15 protein-coding genes are annotated in these 20,321 nt (G+C 64.0%); 7 read left to right on the forward strand and 8 right to left on the reverse strand.

The annotated features are described in order from the left end of the window. The first annotated feature begins 17 nt into the window (after window positions 1–17). The 3 genes from prpC to prpF all read left to right on the forward strand — a co-directional run bounded on the left by prpC (window position 18) and on the right by prpF (window position 5,209). Entirely contained in the window at window positions 18–1,175 is a 1,158-nt protein-coding gene (prpC, locus tag AB5Y68_RS15985) for a 2-methylcitrate synthase (protein WP_039038791.1), read from the forward strand. Between the two features lie 58 nt (window positions 1,176–1,233). Continuing rightward, window positions 1,234–3,852: a Fe/S-dependent 2-methylisocitrate dehydratase AcnD gene (gene acnD, locus AB5Y68_RS15990; protein ID WP_200886003.1), complete on the forward strand. Its 2,619-nt coding sequence runs from the start codon at window positions 1,234–1,236 to the stop codon at window positions 3,850–3,852. A gap of 157 nt (window positions 3,853–4,009) precedes the next feature. Further along, complete coding sequence (gene prpF, locus AB5Y68_RS15995; RefSeq protein WP_039038792.1) at window positions 4,010–5,209, forward strand: 2-methylaconitate cis-trans isomerase PrpF; 1,200 nt, start codon at window positions 4,010–4,012, stop codon at window positions 5,207–5,209. Between the two features lie 104 nt (window positions 5,210–5,313). Here prpF and AB5Y68_RS16000 read toward each other — a convergent pair whose 3' ends face one another. From AB5Y68_RS16000 to AB5Y68_RS16010, 3 genes are all read right to left on the reverse strand, one after another. Then, entirely contained in the window at window positions 5,314–5,574 is a 261-nt protein-coding gene (locus AB5Y68_RS16000; protein WP_039038793.1) for a DUF6719 family protein, read from the reverse strand. Between the two features lie 135 nt (window positions 5,575–5,709). Beyond that, window positions 5,710–6,756, reverse strand: a complete 1,047-nt coding sequence (locus AB5Y68_RS16005) for an alpha/beta hydrolase (protein ID WP_039038794.1) — start codon at window positions 6,754–6,756, stop codon at window positions 5,710–5,712. A 97-nt stretch (window positions 6,757–6,853) separates the two neighbouring features. Then, window positions 6,854–9,001 (reverse strand): TonB-dependent siderophore receptor, encoded by a 2,148-nt coding sequence (locus tag AB5Y68_RS16010; protein ID WP_200886006.1) that lies wholly within the window; start codon window positions 8,999–9,001, stop codon window positions 6,854–6,856. Between the two features lie 139 nt (window positions 9,002–9,140). Here AB5Y68_RS16010 and AB5Y68_RS16015 point away from each other — a divergent pair, with 139 nt between their 5' ends. The 4 genes from AB5Y68_RS16015 to AB5Y68_RS16030 all read left to right on the forward strand — a co-directional run bounded on the left by AB5Y68_RS16015 (window position 9,141) and on the right by AB5Y68_RS16030 (window position 13,772). Continuing rightward, complete coding sequence (locus AB5Y68_RS16015; protein WP_039038796.1) at window positions 9,141–10,079, forward strand: helix-turn-helix transcriptional regulator; 939 nt, start codon at window positions 9,141–9,143, stop codon at window positions 10,077–10,079. Window positions 10,080–10,242: 163 nt separating this feature from the next. Continuing rightward, window positions 10,243–10,899 (forward strand): Bax inhibitor-1/YccA family protein, encoded by a 657-nt coding sequence (locus AB5Y68_RS16020; protein ID WP_010675134.1) that lies wholly within the window; start codon window positions 10,243–10,245, stop codon window positions 10,897–10,899. 264 nt (window positions 10,900–11,163) lie between these two features. Continuing rightward, on the forward strand, window positions 11,164–13,305 hold the full coding sequence (gene yccS, locus AB5Y68_RS16025) for a YccS family putative transporter (protein ID WP_039038797.1): 2,142 nt from the start codon (window positions 11,164–11,166) through the stop codon (window positions 13,303–13,305). A 122-nt stretch (window positions 13,306–13,427) separates the two neighbouring features. Then, a complete protein-coding gene (locus tag AB5Y68_RS16030; protein ID WP_039038798.1) occupies window positions 13,428–13,772 on the forward strand; it encodes a TusE/DsrC/DsvC family sulfur relay protein in 345 nt (114 codons plus the stop codon). 105 nt (window positions 13,773–13,877) lie between these two features. Here the strand turns inward: AB5Y68_RS16030 and dedD are convergent, their stop codons facing one another. From dedD to AB5Y68_RS16055, 5 genes are all read right to left on the reverse strand, one after another. Beyond that, window positions 13,878–14,681, reverse strand: a complete 804-nt coding sequence (dedD, locus tag AB5Y68_RS16035; protein ID WP_029314728.1) for a cell division protein DedD — start codon at window positions 14,679–14,681, stop codon at window positions 13,878–13,880. Window positions 14,682–14,860: 179 nt separating this feature from the next. Next, window positions 14,861–16,120, reverse strand: coding sequence for a bifunctional tetrahydrofolate synthase/dihydrofolate synthase (gene folC, locus AB5Y68_RS16040; RefSeq protein WP_039038799.1), 1,260 nt, complete (start codon window positions 16,118–16,120; stop codon window positions 14,861–14,863). A gap of 2 nt (window positions 16,121–16,122) precedes the next feature. Continuing rightward, a complete protein-coding gene (accD, locus tag AB5Y68_RS16045; protein WP_010675139.1) occupies window positions 16,123–16,986 on the reverse strand; it encodes an acetyl-CoA carboxylase, carboxyltransferase subunit beta in 864 nt (287 codons plus the stop codon). A gap of 119 nt (window positions 16,987–17,105) precedes the next feature. After that, a complete protein-coding gene (gene truA, locus AB5Y68_RS16050) occupies window positions 17,106–17,915 on the reverse strand; it encodes a tRNA pseudouridine(38-40) synthase TruA (protein ID WP_039038800.1) in 810 nt (269 codons plus the stop codon). A gap of 166 nt (window positions 17,916–18,081) precedes the next feature. Then, on the reverse strand, window positions 18,082–20,208 hold the full coding sequence (locus AB5Y68_RS16055; RefSeq protein ID WP_039038801.1) for a FimV/HubP family polar landmark protein: 2,127 nt from the start codon (window positions 20,206–20,208) through the stop codon (window positions 18,082–18,084). Window positions 20,209–20,321: the final 113 nt, after the last annotated feature.

Raw genomic sequence — 20,321 nt, forward strand, 5'->3', positions numbered from 1 at the left:
GAATGAGGAAACATGTGATGAGCGCCATTCCCGAAACCACCGGCTTCAAGCCGAAAAAATCCGTCGCCCTCTCCGGCACCGCCGCCGGCAACACCGCCCTGTGCACCGTCGGCCTCTCCGGCAACGACCTGCACTACCGTGGCTACGACATCCTGGACGTGGCCACCAGCTGCGAATTCGAAGAGATAGCCCACCTGCTGGTGCACGGCCATCTGCCCAATGTGGCGGAGCTTGCCGCCTACAAGGCCAAACTCAAGGCCCTGCGCGGCCTGCCCACCGGGGTCAAGACCGCCCTGGAGCAGCTGCCCCCAAGCGCCCACCCCATGGACGTGATGCGCACCGCCGTCTCCGTGCTGGGGTGTCTGTCGCCGGAGAAGGACGATCACAACCACCCGGGCGCCCGGGACATCGCCGACAAGCTGATGGCCTGCTTAGGCTCCGTGTTGCTCTACTGGTACCACTTCAGTCACAACGGCAAGCGCATCCATGTGGAGACCGACGACGACTCCATCGGCGGCCACTTCCTCCACCTGCTGCACGGGCACAAGCCACGCGACTCCTGGGTGCGCGCCATGCACACCTCCCTCATCCTCTACGCCGAGCACGAGTTCAACGCCTCCACCTTCACCGGCCGCGTCATCGCCGGCACCGGCTCGGACATGTTCTCCTGCATCACCGGCGCCATCGGCGCCCTGCGCGGGCCCAAGCACGGCGGCGCCAACGAGGTGGCCTTCGAGATCCAGAAGCGCTACGACAACCCCGCCGAGGCGGAGGCCGACATCCGTGCCCGCATCGAGAAGAAGGAGGTGGTCATCGGCTTCGGCCACCCGGTCTACACCGTCTCCGATCCGCGAAACAAGGTGATCAAGGAGGTGGCCCGCGCCCTCAGCCAGGAGCAGCACAACACCAAGATGTTCGATATCGCCGAGCGGCTGGAGTCCACCATGTGGGAGGCCAAGAAGATGTTCCCGAACCTGGACTGGTTCAGCGCCGTCAGCTACCACATGATGGGCGTGCCCACCGCCATGTTCACCCCGCTGTTCGTCATCGCCCGCACCTCCGGCTGGTCGGCCCATGTCATCGAGCAGCGCATCGACGGCAAGATCATCCGCCCGAGCGCCAACTACGTCGGCCCGGAAGATCTGGTGTTCGTCCCGCTCAAGGAGCGCAAGTGATGAACAACGCCCACTATCCCGCCCGCGTGCACGCCGAGAAGAATCAGGAGCGCAAGTGATGATCAACGCACAATACCGCAAGCCCCTGCCCGGCACGGCACTGGACTACTTCGACGCCCGTGCGGCGGTCGAAGCCATCCAGCCCGGCACCTGGGACAAGCTCTCCTACACCGCCCGCGTCCACGCCGAGAACCTGGTTCGCAAGTGCGATCCGGCCATCCTCACCGAATGCCTCGGCCAGATCGTCTTCGGCAAGCGTGAGCGCGACTTCCCCTGGTTCCCGGCCCGCGTGGTCTGCCACGACATCCTGGGCCAGACCGCCCTGGTGGACCTGGCGGGCCTTCGCGACGCCATCGCCGAGCAGGGAGGAGATCCCGCCCAGGTCAACCCCGTGGTGCCGGTGCAGCTTATCGTCGATCACTCGCTCGCCGTCGAGTGTGGCGGCTTCGATCCCCAGGCGTTCGAGAAGAACCGCGCCATCGAGGATCGCCGCAACGAGGATCGCTTCCACTTCATCAACTGGACCAGGCAGGCATTCAAGAACATCGAGGTGATCCCGCCAGGCAACGGCATCATGCACCAGATCAACCTGGAGAAGATGTCCCCGGTCATCCACGCCGATCGCGGCCTGGCCTACCCGGATACCTGCGTCGGCACCGACAGCCACACCCCCCACGTGGACGCCCTCGGCGTCATCGCGGTGGGGGTGGGCGGGCTGGAAGCGGAGAACGTGATGCTGGGGCGCGCCTCCTGGATGCGGCTGCCGGAGATCGTCGGCGTGGAGCTGACCGGCAAGCCGCAACCCGGCATCACCGCCACGGATCTGGTGCTGTCGCTCACCGAATTCCTGCGCCAGCAGAAGGTGGTCGGCGCCTATCTGGAGTTCCGTGGCGAGGGCGCAGCCGCCCTGACGCTGGGCGACAGAGCCACCATCTCCAACATGGCGCCGGAATATGGCGCCACCGCGGCCATGTTCTTCATCGACCAGCAGACCCTCGACTACCTCAGACTCACCGGCCGTGACGACGACCAGGTGAAACTGGTGGAGACCTACGCCAGGGAAGCTGGCCTCTGGGCCGACGCCCTGGTGGACGCCCAGTACGAGCGGGTGCTGCACTTCGACTTGTCGACCGTGGTGCGCACCCTGGCCGGCCCCTCCAACCCCCATCGCCGCCTGCCGGTCTCCGCCCTGGCGGAGCGCGGTATCGCGGTGGATCTGGACAAGGCTCGCGCCCAGGAAGCGGACGGCCTCTTGCCCGATGGCGCCGTCATCATCGCCGCCATCACCAGCTGCACCAACACCAGCAACCCGCGCAACGTGATTGCCGCAGGCCTGTTGGCCCGCAACGCCAACCGGCTCGGCCTGATGCGCAAGCCCTGGGTCAAATCCTCCCTCGCCCCCGGCTCCAAGACGGTCGCGCTTTACCTGAAAGAGGCGGGGCTGATGGATGAGCTGGCACAGCTCGGCTTCGGCGTGGTGGCCTTCGCCTGCACCACCTGCAACGGCATGTCCGGCGCGCTGGATCCCGCCATCCAGCAGGAGATCATCGAGCGGGATCTCTACGCCACGGCGGTGCTGTCGGGCAACCGCAACTTCGACGGCCGCATCCACCCCTACGCCAAGCAGGCGTTCCTCGCCTCCCCGCCGCTGGTGGTGGCCTACGCCATCGCCGGTACCATCCGCTTCGACATCGAGAAGGATGTGCTGGGGGTGGTGAACGGCAAGGAAGTGCGCCTCAAAGACATCTGGCCGAGAGACGAGGAGATCGACGCCGTGGTGCGCGCGGCGGTCAAACCGGCGCAGTTCCGTCAGGTCTACATCCCCATGTTCACCATAGAGGAAGACCTGGGCCCGAAAGTGGCGCCCCTGTATGACTGGCGTCCGCAGAGTACCTATATCCGTCGCCCCCCCTACTGGGAAGGGGCCCTGGCGGGCGAGCGCACCCTCAAGGGGATGCGGCCGCTGGCGCTGCTGCCGGACAACATCACCACCGACCACCTCTCCCCCTCCAACGCCATACTGCGCAGCAGCGCGGCGGGGGAATATCTGCACAAGATGGGCCTGCCGGAGGAGGACTTCAACTCCTATGCGACCCACCGCGGCGATCACCTGACCGCCCAGCGCGCCACCTTCGCCAACCCCCAACTGGTCAACGAGATGGCGGTGGTCAACGGGGCGATGAAGAAGGGATCCTTGGCCCGGGTCGAGCCGGACGGCAAGGTGATGCGTATGTGGGAAGCCATCGAGACCTACATGGCGCGCAAGCAGCCCCTCATCATCGTGGCCGGTGCCGACTACGGTCAGGGCTCGTCCCGTGACTGGGCGGCCAAGGGGGTGCGCCTTGCCGGGGTGGAGGTGATCGCGGCGGAAGGCTTCGAGCGCATTCACCGCACCAACCTCATCGGCATGGGGGTGCTGCCGCTCGAGTTCAAACCGGGCACCACCCGCCTCACGCTGGGCCTCGATGGCACCGAGACCTATGACGTGGTGGGGGAGCGCCAGCCGCGCACCGATCTCACCCTGGTGATCCGCCGTCGCAGCGGCGAAGTGATCCAGGTGCCCATGACCTGCCGCCTCGACACCGCCGAGGAGGTCTCGGTCTATGAGGCGGGCGGCGTGCTGCAACGCTTCGCCCAGGACTTCCTGGCGTCGACCGCGCAAAAGGCCGCAAGCTAAATCGCAACCCCGCTCCGCCCCTTTGAAAAAGGGGAAGGCATAAAGCACCCTCTCCCTTTGGGAGAGGGTTGGGGTGAGGGGAAATCCCCCACATCCGCCCTTCGGGTACCTTCTCCCAGAGGGAGCAGGATCCATGACTCTTTTCAGGACACTCTCTATGGCCCATATACCACAAGTAAAAATCCCGGCCACCTACCTTCGCGGCGGCACCAGCAAGGGGGTCTTCTTTCGCTTATCTGACCTGCCCGAGCGCTGCCAGCAGCCGGGCCCGGCACGGGATGCCTTCTTCCTGCGGGTCATCGGCAGCCCCGACCCCTACGGCGCCCACATGGACGGCATGGGAGGGGCCACCTCCTCCACAGCCAAGTGCGTCATCCTCTCCAAAAGCCAGCAACCCGATCACGATGTGGACTACCTCTACGGTCAGGTCGCCATCGACAAGGCATTTGTGGACTGGAGCGGCAACTGCGGCAACCTCTCCACCGGCGCCGGGGCCTTCGCCATCCATGCCGGGTTGGTGGACCCGTCCCGCATCCCGGAGCACGGCACCTGCGAGGTGCGCATCTGGCAGGCCAATATCGGCAAGACCATCCTCGCCCACGTGCCGGTGACGAACGGCCAGGTGCAGGAGACAGGCGACTTCGAGCTGGACGGGGTGACCTTTCCCGCCGCCGAGATCGTGCTGGAGTTTCTCGACCCGTCCGACGAGGGTGAAGACGGCGGCGCCCTCTTCCCCACCGGCAATCTGGTGGACGATCTGGAAGTGCCGGATTCTGTTGTAAAGAGCGGCACCTTGAAGGCCACCCTGATCTGCGCCGGCATCCCCACCGTGTTCGTCAACGCCGAGGACATCGGTTATGAGGGCACCGAGCTGCGCGAGGCGATCAACACAGACCCGCAAGCGCTCGCCCGTTTCGAGGCGATCCGGGTTGCCGGTGCCCTGCGCATGGGGCTCATCAAGCGCCCCGAAGAGGCGGCCACTCGCCAGCACACCCCGAAAATTGCCTTCGTCGCACCCGCCAAGGATTACCGCACCGCCAGCGGCAAGGAGATTATTGCCGGCGAGATCGATCTGCTGGTGCGGGCCCTCTCCATGGGCAAGCTGCACCACGCCATGATGGGCACCTGCGCCGTGGCCATCGGCACGGCGGCGGCCATTCCCGGCACCCTCGTCAATCTGGCCGCCGGGGGCGGCGAGCGCGAAGCGGTGCGCTTTGGTCACCCCTCCGGCACCCTGAGAGTCGGAGCCCAGGCAGAGCAGGTAGCGGGACAGTGGACGGTCACCAAAGCGGTGATGTCCCGCTCCGCCCGCATCCTGATGGAAGGCTGGGTGCGGGTCCCTGGAGATGCCTTCTAGCCCGCTGCGGCATCACACCGACCAGGCCAGCCAGACGAAAAGAGCCCCAAGGCGACTGCCTCAGGGCTCTTTTTTGGATTTTTCATGCTGTGAAAATCACATCATCATTGCGGTCTTGCCACACACTCCACCTTTCTTGGCACATTGTGCTTCGCGTCCCCGCCGATGAGCCGCTTGACCTGCCCGGGTGGGCAGCGACCGTCATCCACATAGGCGGTCTCCCCAAGGGGCAGCCTGCCTGGGGGCGGATCCTGACTCAGATAGGTGACGGGAATGGGCGCAGGCGCAAACCCACTGCACCCCGACATCAGGAGTGCGCCGCACCACAGAGCCAGCATGCCTCCCCTCTTTCCTGCAACCGCCATCGCTCACTCCCTGCCTCTGTCGGGGCACCGACCCGGCGCCCCTCGTTTCGGCAGTCTACCCAGGGATGGCGCCGGACCGACACCCGTCTCCGGCGCCGTTGTGACGATTCCAGACACAGGCAAAAATATCGGCTTTCACGGCTTCGACCCGTAGTAGTGGGCCAGCAGGGCATCGGCCTCGTCCACGGGGATCGCCATCTGCGGCCAGCGCGCGGCCTTCTCCCTGATGTCCCGCAGGCTCCCCAGCTCCGGGCGCAGTGCGCTGCCGAGGTGGCGGTTCAGGGCATCAAAGCGGGCGATCACCCCCTGTCGGCTGAAGTGACCGGGCGCCAGATCCAGCCGATAGCCCTGAAACAGCCACTGGAGTCCCTGATAGACGGCGGGGTGGTAGACGCTGTGGTGATCCTCCTCCTCGAAGTAGCGGCTGGTGACGTGCAGGTTTGCGCCGGGCGCTGCCACCACCTGCCGGGCAAACTGCTGCAGGCGATCCCGGTGAAACGCCGAGCGCCCGAATCCCGGGGTGAAGGGGTTGTTGGCCACCGCCATAAACAGCGAGGAGGCGTGCCTGAGCGGCCCGGTCAACTCCGACGCGATGCGCTCGTAATTGCGGGGGTAATCGAACCAGAGGCTGGCGTCGATGGCGATCACCCCCTGGAACTGGCCGCCATCTTGCGCCTGGGCATCGAGTGCCAGCAGGCCGCCGAGGGAGTGGCCCACCAGCAGGGCCGGCGCCCGGGTCCGAAACCTCTCCTCGATGAGGGGGCGCAGCTCCTCACTCAGATAGCGCAGGAATCGGGGCCCGCCCCCCGTCACGGCATAGCCGGGCCCCGCCGGTGACCCATTGGGCAAGGTCATGGTGTGGCTCGGGGTGTAATCCCGCATCCGGTCGGTGTTGTGGACCGCGACGATGATGAGGGGGGGGATCACCGGATTGAGCCCGGCCCGCAGGGCCCGGGTGATGCCGACAACCTCCAGCAGACTCTTCTCCCCGTCGAGCAGATAGAGCACGGGGAACCGAGCCCCGGGCTCGCGTTCATATTCCTGGGGCAGGGAGACGCTGTATTGCCGCGTCTCCCCCAGCAGGGCCGAATGGTGGGTGAAGCGCTGGGCGTAGTGGAGCATGTCTGCCTGGGCAGAAGAGAGTGTGATCATGGTGAGCAGCAGGGTGATGAGTCTTGTCATGGGATGAACCAGGATTGTGTCGCCAGCCTTGGGGATCCCCCGTAGGGCGGCGCACAGAGACGACAGCAGGGCCCGCAGACCCTGCTGTCGTCGGTCGTTACAGCTTGTAGGTGAAGCCTGCCATCAGGTTCGCCGGCTCGCCGTACATGTTGAAGGTGCTGGTGGAGCCGACCCGGTAGAAGTACTCCCGGTCGAGCAGGTTGTAGAGGTTCAGGGTCGCCTGCATCCTGTCGTTGATCTCGTAACGCACCGCCGCATCGAACAGGGCATAGCCCCCCTGGTGGGTCTCGACTCCCTTCTGGTTGAAGCCGTAGTCGCTCACCGCCGTCATGCCTGCCCCGAGGTGCAGCCCCTGCACCCAGTCGGCCAGGTGGTAGTCGGTCCAGAGTGAGAGGGCGTGACGGGGGATGGTGTCGAATTTCGGGTTGTGATCCCCCGCCTTCTCCTCGATGTCGGTGAAGGTATAGCCGGCCATCACCATCCAGTTCTGGCTGAGATAGCCGCTCGCCTCCAGCTCCACCCCTTGCGTCTCCACCTTGCCGGTGGCCCAGTAGGTGTTGGTGATGGCAATGCCCTGATCGTCGTAGGCCTGGGCCGCGATGTTGTCGTCCTTCATCAGGAAGAGGGTCGCCCGGGTGTTGAGCAGGCCGTCACGCAGCGAGGACTTGATGCCGGTTTCCCACTGGCTGCCCTCCCGGGGCTTGAGCAGGTTGCCGCTCTCGTCCTGGCTGGTCTGGGGCTTGAACACCTTGGAGTAGCTGGCATACCAGGCGTGTTCGTCGCTCAGGTCATAGACGGCCCCCGCGTAGGGGGTGAGCTTGCCGTTGAACGCACTGGACTCGCCGCTCTGGGCTCCGGAACTCAGGGTCGTGCTGACGGCATCCAGATCGTACCAGGAGACGCGGGCCCCGGTGATCACCGAGAGCGGCTCCATCAGCCGCCAGGTCACCTTGCCATACAGACCGAGCTCCGACTGCTCCTCATGGTCATTCTTGGTGTAGCTGTAGTCCGGCTTGGCGACCCGGGTCGGGTCGAAATCGAACACATTGATCTTGCCGAGGTTGCGGTTGGTGTAGGTCTGGATGTCCGACTCGTAGCGCTTGTAGTCGGAGCCCAGCACAAACTCGCTCTTGTGCCCCAGCAGATCGAACATCTGACTGTAGTTGGCATCGAAGGCCATGTTCTTCTGCTGGTTCCCCTGGCCGTTGAACATCAGCCCGGTGTTGCCCGCCGCGTCCACGGGGCCGTTGGTGAAGGTCTGCTCCAGCCGCATGTCGTGATCCATGTAGCGGGCCGAGACCTGACCCACCCCGCCGTTGGCAAAGGCGTGTTGCAGCGAGGCCCCCACATCCGTGGTGTCGGCGTCGAAGAAGTCTTCAGCCGACCCCAGGTAGGTGCTGCGGCCGATGTCGAGCAGGGAGCCGTCCTTGTACGCCGGCAGGCCGTTGGTGGGCAGGATGTCCTTGGTCTGGTGCAGGGCGTAGACGGAGAGGCGGGTGCGATCCGAGAGATCGAACTCCAGGGTGCCGTAGTAGGTACCGTTGTCGTTGTTGTTGTAGTCCACCTGGTTCTTGATGTCGGCGTTGGCCACCACGACGCGGCCGCGCAGGGAACCCTCGTCGTTGAGTGCGCCCCCCATGTCCGCCTCCAGGTAATGCCTGTCCCAGCTGCCATAGCGCGCCGTGACCGAGCCCTTGAAGGCGTCGGTCGGACGCTTGAGCACCATGTTGATCACGCCCCCCAGCTCGCTGGTGCTGTTGAAGAGGCCGGAGGGGCCCCGCATGATCTCCACCCGATCCACCGCCGCCAGCGACGGCAGGGTGCCGTACTTGCTCTGCATGGGCGATGGCAGGCCGTTGAGGTTCACTTCGTCGTACTCATAGCCACGGGAGAAAATGGAGGAGCGACCGCTGTCATTGACCAGGGTGCGCAGACCCGGCGTGAACTTGGCCAGATCGTCCACCGCCACGAAGTTGCGCTCCTCGATGTAGTCGTTGGTCAACACGGTGATCGACTGGGGGATGTCTTTGAGGGCCGCCGGCGTCTTGGTGCCGACGGTGGCCGAGTCGACCCCATAGCCTCCCGTCTCCTCCGACGGCGACATCCCGTAGAGTGGATTGCCATAGACGACCAGGGTTTCGTCCGGCTTGATGTCCGGTGTGTGTGCCCCTGCCGGGGCGGCAACGGTGACGGCCAGAGCGGCAGAGATGGCCAGAGCCAGCGGGCTTCGCGCTTTATCCTTCAAGACAACCATAGTAACAGTGACCCCAAGATAGAGATGATAATCATTTTCATTTGATTTTCCGGGGGCTAATATATCACTCCATCTTCCGCCGCAGTTTTGCGGTGTGGTCATTTCACTCTTCGACATGGTCAAATTGCACATGACTGACACAGTGGCAAGGGACACCAGCGCACGCCAGCGAGGCCGCTTCACCGGCAGGGTGGAGAACCTGGTGATCCAGGAGGGTCTTCGCTTTCACAACAAGGACATCGTTCACAAGGCAGACTTCGCCACCGAGCGGGAGTTGCCGCCGCAGTTGATCATCGCCATTCCCCTCGAGAGCCGGGCCCTGATGACCTATGGCGCCATTCACAGGCTCAAGGGGTGCCGCTTTCACGAGTCCGACCCCATAGTGGCAACCGCCATCCTCTATACCGAGCCCGACATCGTGCAGGGGGCGGCCAAAGCCCAGGTGCGCAGCCGCAGCATCGTCCTCTCCCTGGACCAAACCTGGCTCGCCCACAATCTGGCACAGGCGCATCGCAAGGCTTTCGCACAGACCTTCAGCCGCCATCTGAGCCGCGTCGACTGGACCCTGCCCGCTGCCCTTGGACAGATTGCGGAAGCGCTCAATCTCACCAGCAGCCAGAACGCCTCCGAGATGCTGATGCGCAAGGCCTTTGCCCTCAGTGTCTGGGAGAGCCTGATGACCCACCTCCAGCAGGCCGCCTCCCCCTGTTGCCAGCGCCAGAACGAGCAACCGACGCGCCTCAAGATGCTGCTCAGGGATGAAAAAGTGGACGAGATGACCCTGACCGAGATCGCGGCCACCCTCGGCATGAGCGTCTCCACCTTGCAGCGAGCCGCAAAAAAAGAGCTGGGCATGAGCCTGCAGCGCTACCTTCGCCAGCGAAAGCTGCAAGAAGCGCGGGCCAGGCTGGAGGCGCGCAGCCTCTCTCTGCAAGGGGCCGCCGCCCACGCCGGCTATGACCATGTGGCCAATTTCATCACGGCGTTTAGAAAGCAGTTCGGCTTCTCGCCGACGCGGATCGCCAGACAGGGTAAAGAGCAGGAGCAGGCGCCCTCTGCAACGCCTTGAGCCTCCTTGTTCATGCGCAATACATCTTTGCTCTGGGATAGTAGGCATCACGCAGGTGGGGTGGAGCTTGAAATCAGCGCTCGTCATCCACACATTCAGTGCATACAATGCGTTAACGAAGCACAACTGGTCGCTTCACCCCGGAAATCAAGAGGACATCAAGATGGATACCCGTTCTATCTACACTGGCACCCAGGGTGCCGTGCGCGACACCAACAAGGTGCTGCGCAACACCTACATGCTGCTCTCCCTCACTCTTGGCTTCTCAGCCGTGGTAGCCGGGGTAGCGACCGTCATGAACATGCCGCCCCTGCACTGGGCCGTGTTCCTCATCGGTGTCTACGGCCTGATGTTCCTGACCGAGAAGAACCGTGACAACGGCATGGGGCTGGTGTTCACCTTCGCCCTGACCGGCCTGCTGGGCTATAGCCTCGGCCCCATCATCAACATGTACATGAACAACGGCGGCGGCGAGATCGTGATGACGGCGCTGGGCGGTACTGCGCTCACCTTCTTCGGCCTGTCTGCCTATGCCCTGACCACCAAGCGGGACCTCTCCTTCCTCGGCGGCATGCTGTTCGTCGGGTTCTGGGTACTGCTGGTAGCCATGGTCGCCAACATCTTCCTGCAGATGAGCGCCCTGAGCCTGGCCCTGTCCGCCATGTTCATGCTCTTCTCCTCCGGCGCCATCCTGCTGACCACCCAGCAGATCGTGCGCGGCGGCGAGACCAACTACATCTCTGCCACCGTCACCCTGTATGTCTCCATCTACAACATCTTCCTGAGCCTGCTGAGCCTGCTTGGCGGCAACCGCAACTGATGGATGCTTGATATGCACAAGACCCCGCTTCGGCGGGGTTTTTATTGGCGCCCATTTCTGTCAGGATAAGTTGCAAATCAAGGATATGAAGCGAAGTGGCCCTGATCCAAATCAGGGCCGTTTCGTTGTCGACAGGTTATGCTGTCGCTTTCGTTTCGCTCAAGGGTTGCCTTCATCCCATGCCCATGGACTTCTCAGGTTTATTGCGCCGTCTGCTGACCGACAGCCACATCGATTTCACCTCGTTCAAGGGTGGTGCCTAGCATGCCGATGGATTTCTCCGGCCTGCTGCGCCGGCTGCTGACAGACAGCCACATCTATTTCGCTCTCAAGGTTCTGCTCGCCATCGCGGGGCTGCTCGCCTTCGCGCTGGCTACCGGTGACATCCAGCTCACCGTGCTGCTCTCCCTCGGGGTGGTGGCCGGCGCCATCGCCGAGACCGACGACAGCCTCTGGGGCCGGGTCAAGAACCTCGCCATGACCCTGCTCTGCTTCCTGTTCGCCTCATTGTGCGTGCAGTATCTCTTCCCCACTCCCTGGCTCTTTGCCATCGGGCTCGCGGGCTCCACCTTTATCTTCGTCATGGTGGGCGCCCTCGGCCAGCGCTACGCCACCATCAGCTTTGGTTCCCTGCTGATTGCCATCTACACCATGCTGGGGGCCGCCAAGGCGCCGGATCTCTTCTATCAGCCGCTTGCCCTGTGCGCCGGGGCCCTCTGGTACGGCCTGGTGTCCCTGGTCTGGCTCTGGCTGCTGCCCTACAAGACCCTGCACGAGCAACTGGCCCAGAGCTACTTCGCCCTCGCCCGCTACTTGCAGGAGAAATCCCGCTTCTTCCCGGCCGACGAACACGGCGCCCAGGCCATCCGCCACAATCTGGCCCAGCTCAACATCAACCTGGTCAATGCCCTGAACCAGGCCAAGACGGCGCTCAATGCTCGTCTTCATGCCCCCGGCCGCCACGGGGTTGCCCCCGAGCTCGCGGGCCTGCTGCGCCTCTACCTGCTTGCCCTGGAGATCCAGGAGCGGGCCACCTCCAGCCACTACCCCTACAGCAAGCTGGAAGCAGAGCTCAAGCAGGGCATCGTCCTCGACGGCTTCCAGGAGGTGCTGTCACAGCTTGCCGACGCCTGTCAGCAGCTCGGCTACGCCATCCTGGTGCACAAGCCCTACACCCACCACAAACGCATTCACTGGACCCTGGAGGCCCTCGGCGATCAGCTGGAGTTCACCCACCTCAAGCAGCACTACCCCAAGACCCTGCTGACACCGATGAAGTTCCTGCGTCGCAACTTAGCCAGCATCAACCAGTTGCTGCAAAGCGCCGAAGAGCTGCAAAACCCCGCCGCGCCGCCCACTAGCCTGCCTCCCCTGGCACGGCCGGTCGCCCTGCCCTTGCTGGCATTGCTCAGGCAGCACCTGACCCCCAACTCCATGGTGTTTCGCCATGCCCTGCGGCTCTCCCTCGGGCTGGTAGTGGGCTATGGCATTCTGCAGGCGTTTCACCTGGACAAGGGGTACTGGATCCTGCTCACCGTATTGTTCGTCTGCCAGCCGAGCTACAGCGCCACCCGCCGTCGTCTGGTTCAGCGGATGCTCGGCACCTTTGCCGGTATCCTCATCGGCGTGCCCGTGCTCTGGTTCTTCCCCGAGCTGCACCTGCAACTGGGGATCATGGGGCTTGCCGCCTTCCTGTTTTTCACCCAGGTGCGCAGCAACTACAGCGCCGCCGTCTGCTTCATCACCCTCTACGTGCTGATGGCGTTCAACCTGCTGGATGGCATCGGCTTCGCCATCCTGGGACCCCGCTTGCTCGATACCCTGCTCGGCTGCCTGCTCTCCTACGTCCTGGTGGCCTGGCTCTGGCCCGACTGGCAATACAAGCGGTTGCCGACCCTTATCGCCAACTCCCTGTCCGCCAATGCGAAGTACCTCTCGGCGGTACTCGCCAGCCTGCATCGCCAACGGGATGAATCCCTGGACTACCGGGTGGCCCGCAAGTGTGCCCACCTCGCCGACAGCGAGCTGGCCATGGCCTGGCAGAGCATGCTGGTGGAGCCGAGCAAGCGCCGCCGCTTCCTGGATCTCTGCTTCACTCTCACCTGGCGCAACCATGCCCTGCTCTCCTATATCTCGGCACTCGGGGCCCATCGCGACAAACTCGAGCCCATCGAGGGGCTGGAGGAGATAAGCCGCCACATCAGCCAGACCCTGGAGCAGGCCGCCGGTCACCTGGCGGGGCAGATGCCGACGCCGCTCGCGGGAGCCTGTCCAACCATCGCTCCGGAGAGCAGCGAGGAGCAGCTGATGCTGAGCCAGCAGCTCTCCCTCATCAGCCAGTTGGCAGACGAGCTGTTGGTGCTGGCCAACGACGGCCAGTTGCTGACAGGTCAGGGGCGAACCTAGCCGGACATAGCCGCCGGGCCAGTCCCACCCGAGGCAGGCGCCAAGCGCCGCCCCGGTTGCCGGACGGGACGCAAGGCGCTACCATGCCCGCCCCATTGAGATAGCCTTTTCGAGGAAGCGTCATGTCCGAGCCACACCATTTGCAGTTCAACGGCCAACTCATCGAGACCGATGCCCAAGGCTATCTGCGCCACAGCGAGCAATGGAGCGAGGCGCTGGCCTTGGTGCTGGCCGAGAAAGAGGGGATAGTGCTGGAGGATCCCCACTGGGAAGTGGTGCGTTTCGTACGGGCCTTCTATCTGGAGTTCAACACTTCCCCCGCCATCCGCGCCCTGGTCAAGGCGATGGAAAAGCAGTACGGCCCGGAGAAGGGCAACAGCCGCTACCTCTACAAGTTGTTCCCGGAAGGCCCCGCCAAGCAGGCCACCAAGATCGCAGGCCTCCCCAAGCCGGTGAAGTGCATCTAGTGCTCCTCGGCAGCCCGATAGCCACACTGCCTCCCCCGTGTTGGACACAAAAAAAGACCGCGCCCATGTTGCCATGAGGCGCGGTCTTTTCATTTCATCGTCCTGTCAGGGGTTGTAGGCCACCACGGAGCCGCTCAAGCCCGTCATCTGGCTGATCCGGCTCTGCATGCCCTGCAACTTGGCCTTGGAGACATCCGGCCCGATGAAGACCCGGTTGATCTGCCCCTGCACCGGGGTTCTCGGCGACGTCTGGGCCGAGTAGCCCGCCGCCCTCAGCTTGCTCACCAGGGCATTGACGCTGTCTGCATTCTTGAAGGCGCCAAGCTGCAGGATCCAGCTCCCCTGAGCCGGGGCTGCTGCCGGTGCCGTAGTCGGCTGGGCCATCTTGCTCGCGATAAGATCATCCATGGTCTTGATCTGGCCCGCCTGTGGCTTGGCCTCCACCGGTTTTTGCACCTCTACCGGCTTGGTTGGCACCGGCTTGGGTTTGGGCTGCTCCACCGGTTTCTTGGCGATCACTTCCGGCTTGGGCTCGGGTTTGGGCTGGGGCTTGGGTTGCGCCACGGCCTGTACCGGCTGCTGCTGGGTGATGGGAGCCTGACTGGCTCCCGCTGGATTGGCTCCCCCCTGATTGGCCAGGGTCACGGTATCGCCAATCTCCTCTACCTGCCACTGGGTCGCGGCAGAGGCCTGCTGCTGACTCGCCAGATGCTCGGCCGGCAGGGTGCTCGCCGCCGAGACCTGAAGCGCAGGCTTGGCGGGCTCCAGCTCCGGACGCAGGGGGATCTTGGCGAAGGCCTCGTCCTTCTGCTCCAGCTTGTTGCCGTCCATCAGGTCCGGCAGAAAGATGACCACCAGGGCGACCAGGATGACGGTCCCCACCAATCTGTTTTGAAACTTCGAAGCCAAGTTAATTTCCACCCATGTTACTTAGGATCCATTGCAATCTTGCACACTTCGCAAAGAACGCCTCCCCTCACGCCGGCTGGCGAAGCCGGGTCCCTCGCCACCCACTTGGCCTGAAAGGGGATTATCCAGTGCAAAACCCGGCCCGTCGTCACGTTGACGGAGCCAGGGGAGCGAACGGCTCAGACCGAGCCCAGAGCCAGCACGTCGGCGACAGTGTAAAACGAGCCGAACACAATGACCATATCGTCAGGACTCGATGCGGCCAAAGCGGCGCCGTAGGCATCCCCCACGCTGGCAAAGGTGAGCGCCACGCCCCGGCCGCCGCCAAGGGCCGTCGCCAACTGGTCGGCCGTTGCCGCGCGCGGGCCGTGGAGGCTTGCCAGGAACCACTCGTCAATCAGACCGTCAAGCTCGGCCAGCGACCCCGACATGTCCTTGTCCTTGAGCATGCCAACCACGGCGCGGCGCTTGCCCTTGCAAGGGAGCAGGCGCAGCTGGCTGGCGAGATAGGCGGCAGAGTGGGGATTGTGGGCCACGTCGACGATGACCAGCGGCGAGGTTTGCAACTGCTGCATCCGGCCAGCCAGGCGGGCATTGGCCAGGCCGTCGCGGATGGCGGACTCCGACAATGGCAAACCGAGGGACTCCAGGGCCGCCAGCACGGTGACCGCATTCATCAGCGGCAGGGCCGGTTTGGGCAATCCCGACCAGTAGTGCAGGCCGTGATAATCCCAGTCGACGCCATGCTCATCACCACGAAAATCGATGCCGACCTGACGCAGGCAGGCGCCAAGGCGCGCCGCTTCGCTTGCGATGGTCGACGGCGGATTGGGCTCCCCGCTGATGGCGGGTTTACCTTTGCGATAGACGCCAGCCTTCTCCACCGCCACCGCCTCCCGGGTATCCCCGAGCCAGTCGCAGTGATCCAGGGCAATGGAGGTGATCAGGGCGACGTCCGATTCCACCACATTGGTGGCATCGAGCCGCCCCCCCAGCCCCACTTCCAGCAAGAGCACATCGGGCGCGGCGCGGCGAAACAGCCACAGACCTGCCAGGGTGGCGAACTCGAAGAAGGTGAGGGCGATGTCGCCCCGGGCGGCTTCCACCTCGGCAAAGGCCGCGCAGTGATCGCCATCGGCCAGCTCCTGGCCATTGACGCGCACCCGCTCGGTAAAGCGCAGCAGGTGGGGGGAGGAGTAGACACCGACCCGGTAGCCGGCGGCCATCAGGATGCTGGCCGCCATGGCGCAGGAGGAGCCCTTGCCGTTGGTGCCCGCCACCGTGATCACCTTGAACGGCAGTTCGGTGAGGCCCATGCGGCGGGCAACAGTGCCGACCCGCTCCAGCCCCATGTCGATGTTGGCCGGGTGGATCTGCTCCAAATAAGAAAGCCAGTCGACCAGCGACCGGCTTTGGGATTGTTGCATGTGTGAACTCATCTTCAGTCTTCGATGACCTGAGTGTTCATCAGCTTGGCCAGCAGACCGGCCAGACGGTTGCGCATTTCGCGCCTGTCGATGATGAGATCGATGGCACCCTTCTCCAGCAGGAACTCGGAGCGCTGGAAGCCTTCCGGCAGTTTCTCGCGCACGGTCTGCTCGATGACGCGGGGGCCGGCAAAGCCGATCAGCGCCTTGGGTTCGCCTACGTTGATGTCACCCAGCATGGCCAGACTCGCTGAGACGCCACCCATGGTGGGGTCGGTCAGCACGGAGATGAAGGGCAGGCCCGCCTTGGTGAGGCGATCTAGGGCCGCACTGGTCTTGGCCATCTGCATCAGGGAGAACAGGGCTTCCTGCATCCGCGCACCACCGGAGGTGGAGAAGCAGACCAGGCCGCGGCCCTCCTTGATGCTCTCCTCGACGGCGCGCACGAAGCGGGCACCGACCACGGAGGACATGGAGCCCCCGATGAAGGAGAACTCGAATGAACAGGCGACGACCGGTACCCCCTTGAGGGTCCCCTTCATCACCACCAGCGCATCCTTCTCGCCCGTCTCTTTCTGGGCGGCAGACAAACGATCCTTGTAGCGCTTGGAATCCTTGAATTTCAGGATGTCTTGCGGCTCCAGCTCGGCCGCGACTTCGCTGCGTCCCTCGGCGTCGAGGAAGCTCTCGAGACGGGCACGTGCGCTGATGCGCATATGATGGTCACACTTGGGGCACACTTCGAGATTGCGCTCCAGCTCTGCCCGGTAGAGCACCTGTTCGCAAGCAGTACACTTGGTCCACACCCCTTCCGGAATGTTGTGACGACGCGGTGTGGTGATCTTGCTCTTGGGAAGGATCTTCTCAAGCCAGCTCATGGAATTCCTTAATGCATTTGTGCCTGACAAAACACATCGAGCCTTGATTGTTCAATGACTTAACGGCTCGATGGCAATAAACGACGGATCATTAAACCACAAATTTTCGGGCCCAGTTACTAAAAACTGGTCGTACCCGGTGCCGAGTCCGGCAGCCACAGCGGGCCGAGGGGCGGCCGGGGCAACCCGAATTCGGCCGGGTAATCCACATCCACCAGATAGAGGCCGCCCGCCTTGGCGGTCGGGCCCGCCAGGTTGCGATCCTTCGCCGCCAGCACCTCGGCAATCCACTCCACCGGTTGAAGCCCCTGCCCCACCAGCAGCAGGGAGCCGGTGATGTTGCGTACCATGTGATGCAGGAAGGCGTTGGCCTTGATGTCGAGCACGATGTAGGGGCCGGAACGGCTGACACACAGGTGGGTCACATTGCGCCAGGGGGTGTTGGACTGACAGGCGACGGCCCGGAAGGTGCTGAAGTCGTGCTCCCCCAGCAGGCTCTGGCCCGCCTGGTGCATCAGCGTCGCGTCTATGGTTTCGTGGTAGTGGCTGACGCCTTGGCCCAGGATCGCCGGGCGGTAGTTGTGGTTGTAGATGACGTAACGGTAGCGGCGGGCGGTGGCGCTGAAGCGGGCATGGAAATGCTCGTCCACTTCCCTGACCCAGCGCACGGCGATGTCAGGGGGCAGGTTGGAGTTGAGCCCCAGGGTCCAGGCGCCTTCTGCGCGGTTCGACTCGGTATCGAAGTGGATCACCTGGCCGGTGGCATGCACCCCCGCATCGGTGCGACCGGCACACTGGATGGAGACGGGGTGGTTGGCGATGCGGCTGAGGGCTTTTTCCAGCTCCTCCTGGACGCTGATCACTTCGCGCTGGCGCTGCCAGCCGAAGTACCGGCTGCCGTCATATTCAATACCAAGGGCAATTCGCATGGGTAACGGTGTCTTCTGATGAAAGGATGCAGTGAAAGAAACGGGGCGGATTATACGCGCTCGGGCTCAAAAGTCCCAGACCGGGCGAGGCCGCGGTGCGGGGCCCCCAAAGCGAGAGAGCAGCCCGCAGGCTGCCCTCTCTGGTGCATGGATGACAAGGGCCTGCCTAGCCCAGGCGCTTGAGCAGCTTCTGCGCCTCGCTGCGCTGGTGCTCGCTGCCCTGGGCCACCGCCTCTTCCAGCAGCTCGCGGGCGCTCTCCTTGTCGTCGATCTCGAGGTAGGCCCGGGCCAGATCCAGCTTGGCCCCCACCCCGCCGTCATCGGCATCCACATCAAAGCCGTTGGACTCCGGCAGCACCTCGGGGAAACCGTCCAGCCCCACATCCAGGGAGAAGCCCTGATAGGGTTCCTGCTCCGTGCTGCTGGCATCGGCATCGGCCAGCAGCTTGTCGATTTCAACGAAGTCGCTGTCTTGCACCTGTTCGCGGGGTTTCACCTCCCCCTGATGGGACTCCACCTCGGCGAAGGCATCCTCGAAGTCCGCCAGGGCCAGCTCGCTGGGATCCCACTCGGACGCTGCCGGCTTGGTGGGCTCCAGCCCGAGCTCGGCCAGCATGTCGTCCACATCGTCCTTGCCAAACCCCGTCTCGTCGATGTGCGGCGCCTTGGCGGCAAGCTCATCGTCGGTCGGCTCGCCAAACCCGGTCTCTAGATCGCTCAGATCGAAGTTGGCCAGTGTCTCGTCACGCTGGCTGCGGCTCTCCTCCTGGGCCTGGGCCAGATCCGCTTCCAGATCCGCGTCCAGCTCGGCAAACAGGGCGGCCTGCAGCTCCTCCTCGGTCATGATCTCGTGATGACCACGAGCAGAGGAGGCGGGCTCGTCGGAGAGATCGAGTTCCGGCACCACGGGCAGATCGAAGTCCCCCTCGTGGGCCAGATCCAGCTCGGGCACCAGATCCGGATCCCGGTTCGCCGTCGTCACCGCAGGCTCCACATCAAAAGCGGAGAGCGCCGTCTCGTCATCCCGGAAGATGACATCGGCGGCAGCACTGGCGCCATCTTGCTTCCTGCTCACTTCCGGCTCGTTGAGATCCGGCATGCCATGGAGGGGCTCGTCATCCGCGATGCCCACCGTCATCAGCTGATCAAACTCGCTGTTCTCGTCTCCCATGACCATGGAGGTCGACTCGGAGAGGCTCTTCTCCTGCTCTTCCAGCTCGCGGCGGGCACGAGCACGCAGCCAGAGCGTGACCAGGGCAAGCACCAGGAGCACCGGCAGCAGGATGATCATGGCGAGATTGAGCGGCGAAGAGAGCAGCTCCATCAGCCAGCTCTGTTTGGGCACCGGCGCCACCACGGGAGGCGTCGGATTGGCCTTGAGTTCCGCCACCTCTTTTTGCAGGGCGGTCTGATCCTGCAACTGGGCCTTGAGGGTCTCCACCTCTTCGGTCAGGGCTTGCAAGCGCAGCTTGAGCCTGTGGTTCATCTCGGTGACCTGGCCGAGCTGGGCGTTGGCATCTTCCAGGGCCAGCGCCATCTCGGTGGAGGGTTTGCCCACCGCAGTGGCGGGCAGGGGCGCCGGCGCCGTGCTGGCGGCGCTGCTCGCAGCAGCGCTCACCACCACGGGGGTGGAGACAGCCGCCTTGGCGGTCTCCTTCACCTCGGGGGCTGGAGCCGTTGCCTTGGGTGCCGCCGGGATCGGCGCCGCCTTGGGCGGTGTATTCTTGGCCACCACAGCCGGCTTGGCCGGAGCAGGTTTGCTCACCACCGGCTGGGCGACGTGGGATTGCTTGTTGGCCAGGTATTTGGGGCTCAGCCCCTTCCAGCTCGCGTTGTCGCTGTTGAAGCGACGGCGTGCTTCGGCATCCGTGATGCGCCCCGCCTCTGCGGCGGTGGGCAGCAGGATGTGGGAACCCACCAGAATATGGTTGATGTTGCCGTCTGCGAAGCTTCGGGGGTTCTTGTCATAGATGGCCACCATGGTCTGGTAGACACTTACCCGGTTGGACGGGCGATGCTTGCTCGCCAGACTCCAGAGGGTGTCGGTGGGACGCACGGGACCATAACTGCCAGCCGACGCAGCAGGCACCTGACGCACGATGGGCTGGGCTCTGGGCAGGGTGACGGGCGCCACGGGCTGGGCCCGGGGCTCTGGTTGCACCGCGGGGGGCGGTGAGCCATCCGGTCCCTTGAGTTCGACAAAGAAGGGTTCTCGCGCCCCCTCTTCGGCCTGAACCGTGCCCAGAAGCCCCAATGCGAGTAGCGTTGCCAGCGTTATGCGGGAATGTCCCATATTCGTTCCTTCGTATGACGGCCCTATCACATTGAAAAATCTGGATAGTTACCCCAAAACAATCGGCTCAATATAAATCAGGCGCCGGTCTCAAGCCAGCGATCCGACATATT

Origin of the sequence: Aeromonas sp. R6-1 (assembly GCF_040908165.1) — a bacterium.
GTDB lineage: Bacteria > Pseudomonadota > Gammaproteobacteria > Enterobacterales > Aeromonadaceae > Aeromonas > Aeromonas caviae.

Coding starts and splice junctions, on each gene's coding strand:
- prpC (WP_039038791.1), top strand. CDS start 18: ATGAGCGCCATTCCCGAAACCACCGGCTTCAAGCCGAAAAAATCCGTC.
- acnD (WP_200886003.1), top strand. CDS start 1,234: ATGATCAACGCACAATACCGCAAGCCCCTGCCCGGCACGGCACTGGAC.
- prpF (WP_039038792.1), top strand. CDS start 4,010: ATGGCCCATATACCACAAGTAAAAATCCCGGCCACCTACCTTCGCGGC.
- AB5Y68_RS16000 (WP_039038793.1), bottom strand. CDS start 5,574: ATGGCGGTTGCAGGAAAGAGGGGAGGCATGCTGGCTCTGTGGTGCGGC.
- AB5Y68_RS16005 (WP_039038794.1), bottom strand. CDS start 6,756: ATGACAAGACTCATCACCCTGCTGCTCACCATGATCACACTCTCTTCT.
- AB5Y68_RS16015 (WP_039038796.1), top strand. CDS start 9,141: ATGACTGACACAGTGGCAAGGGACACCAGCGCACGCCAGCGAGGCCGC.
- AB5Y68_RS16020 (WP_010675134.1), top strand. CDS start 10,243: ATGGATACCCGTTCTATCTACACTGGCACCCAGGGTGCCGTGCGCGAC.
- yccS (WP_039038797.1), top strand. CDS start 11,164: ATGCCGATGGATTTCTCCGGCCTGCTGCGCCGGCTGCTGACAGACAGC.
- AB5Y68_RS16030 (WP_039038798.1), top strand. CDS start 13,428: ATGTCCGAGCCACACCATTTGCAGTTCAACGGCCAACTCATCGAGACC.
- folC (WP_039038799.1), bottom strand. CDS start 16,120: ATGAGTTCACACATGCAACAATCCCAAAGCCGGTCGCTGGTCGACTGG.
- accD (WP_010675139.1), bottom strand. CDS start 16,986: ATGAGCTGGCTTGAGAAGATCCTTCCCAAGAGCAAGATCACCACACCG.
- truA (WP_039038800.1), bottom strand. CDS start 17,915: ATGCGAATTGCCCTTGGTATTGAATATGACGGCAGCCGGTACTTCGGC.
- AB5Y68_RS16055 (WP_039038801.1), bottom strand. CDS start 20,208: ATGGGACATTCCCGCATAACGCTGGCAACGCTACTCGCATTGGGGCTT.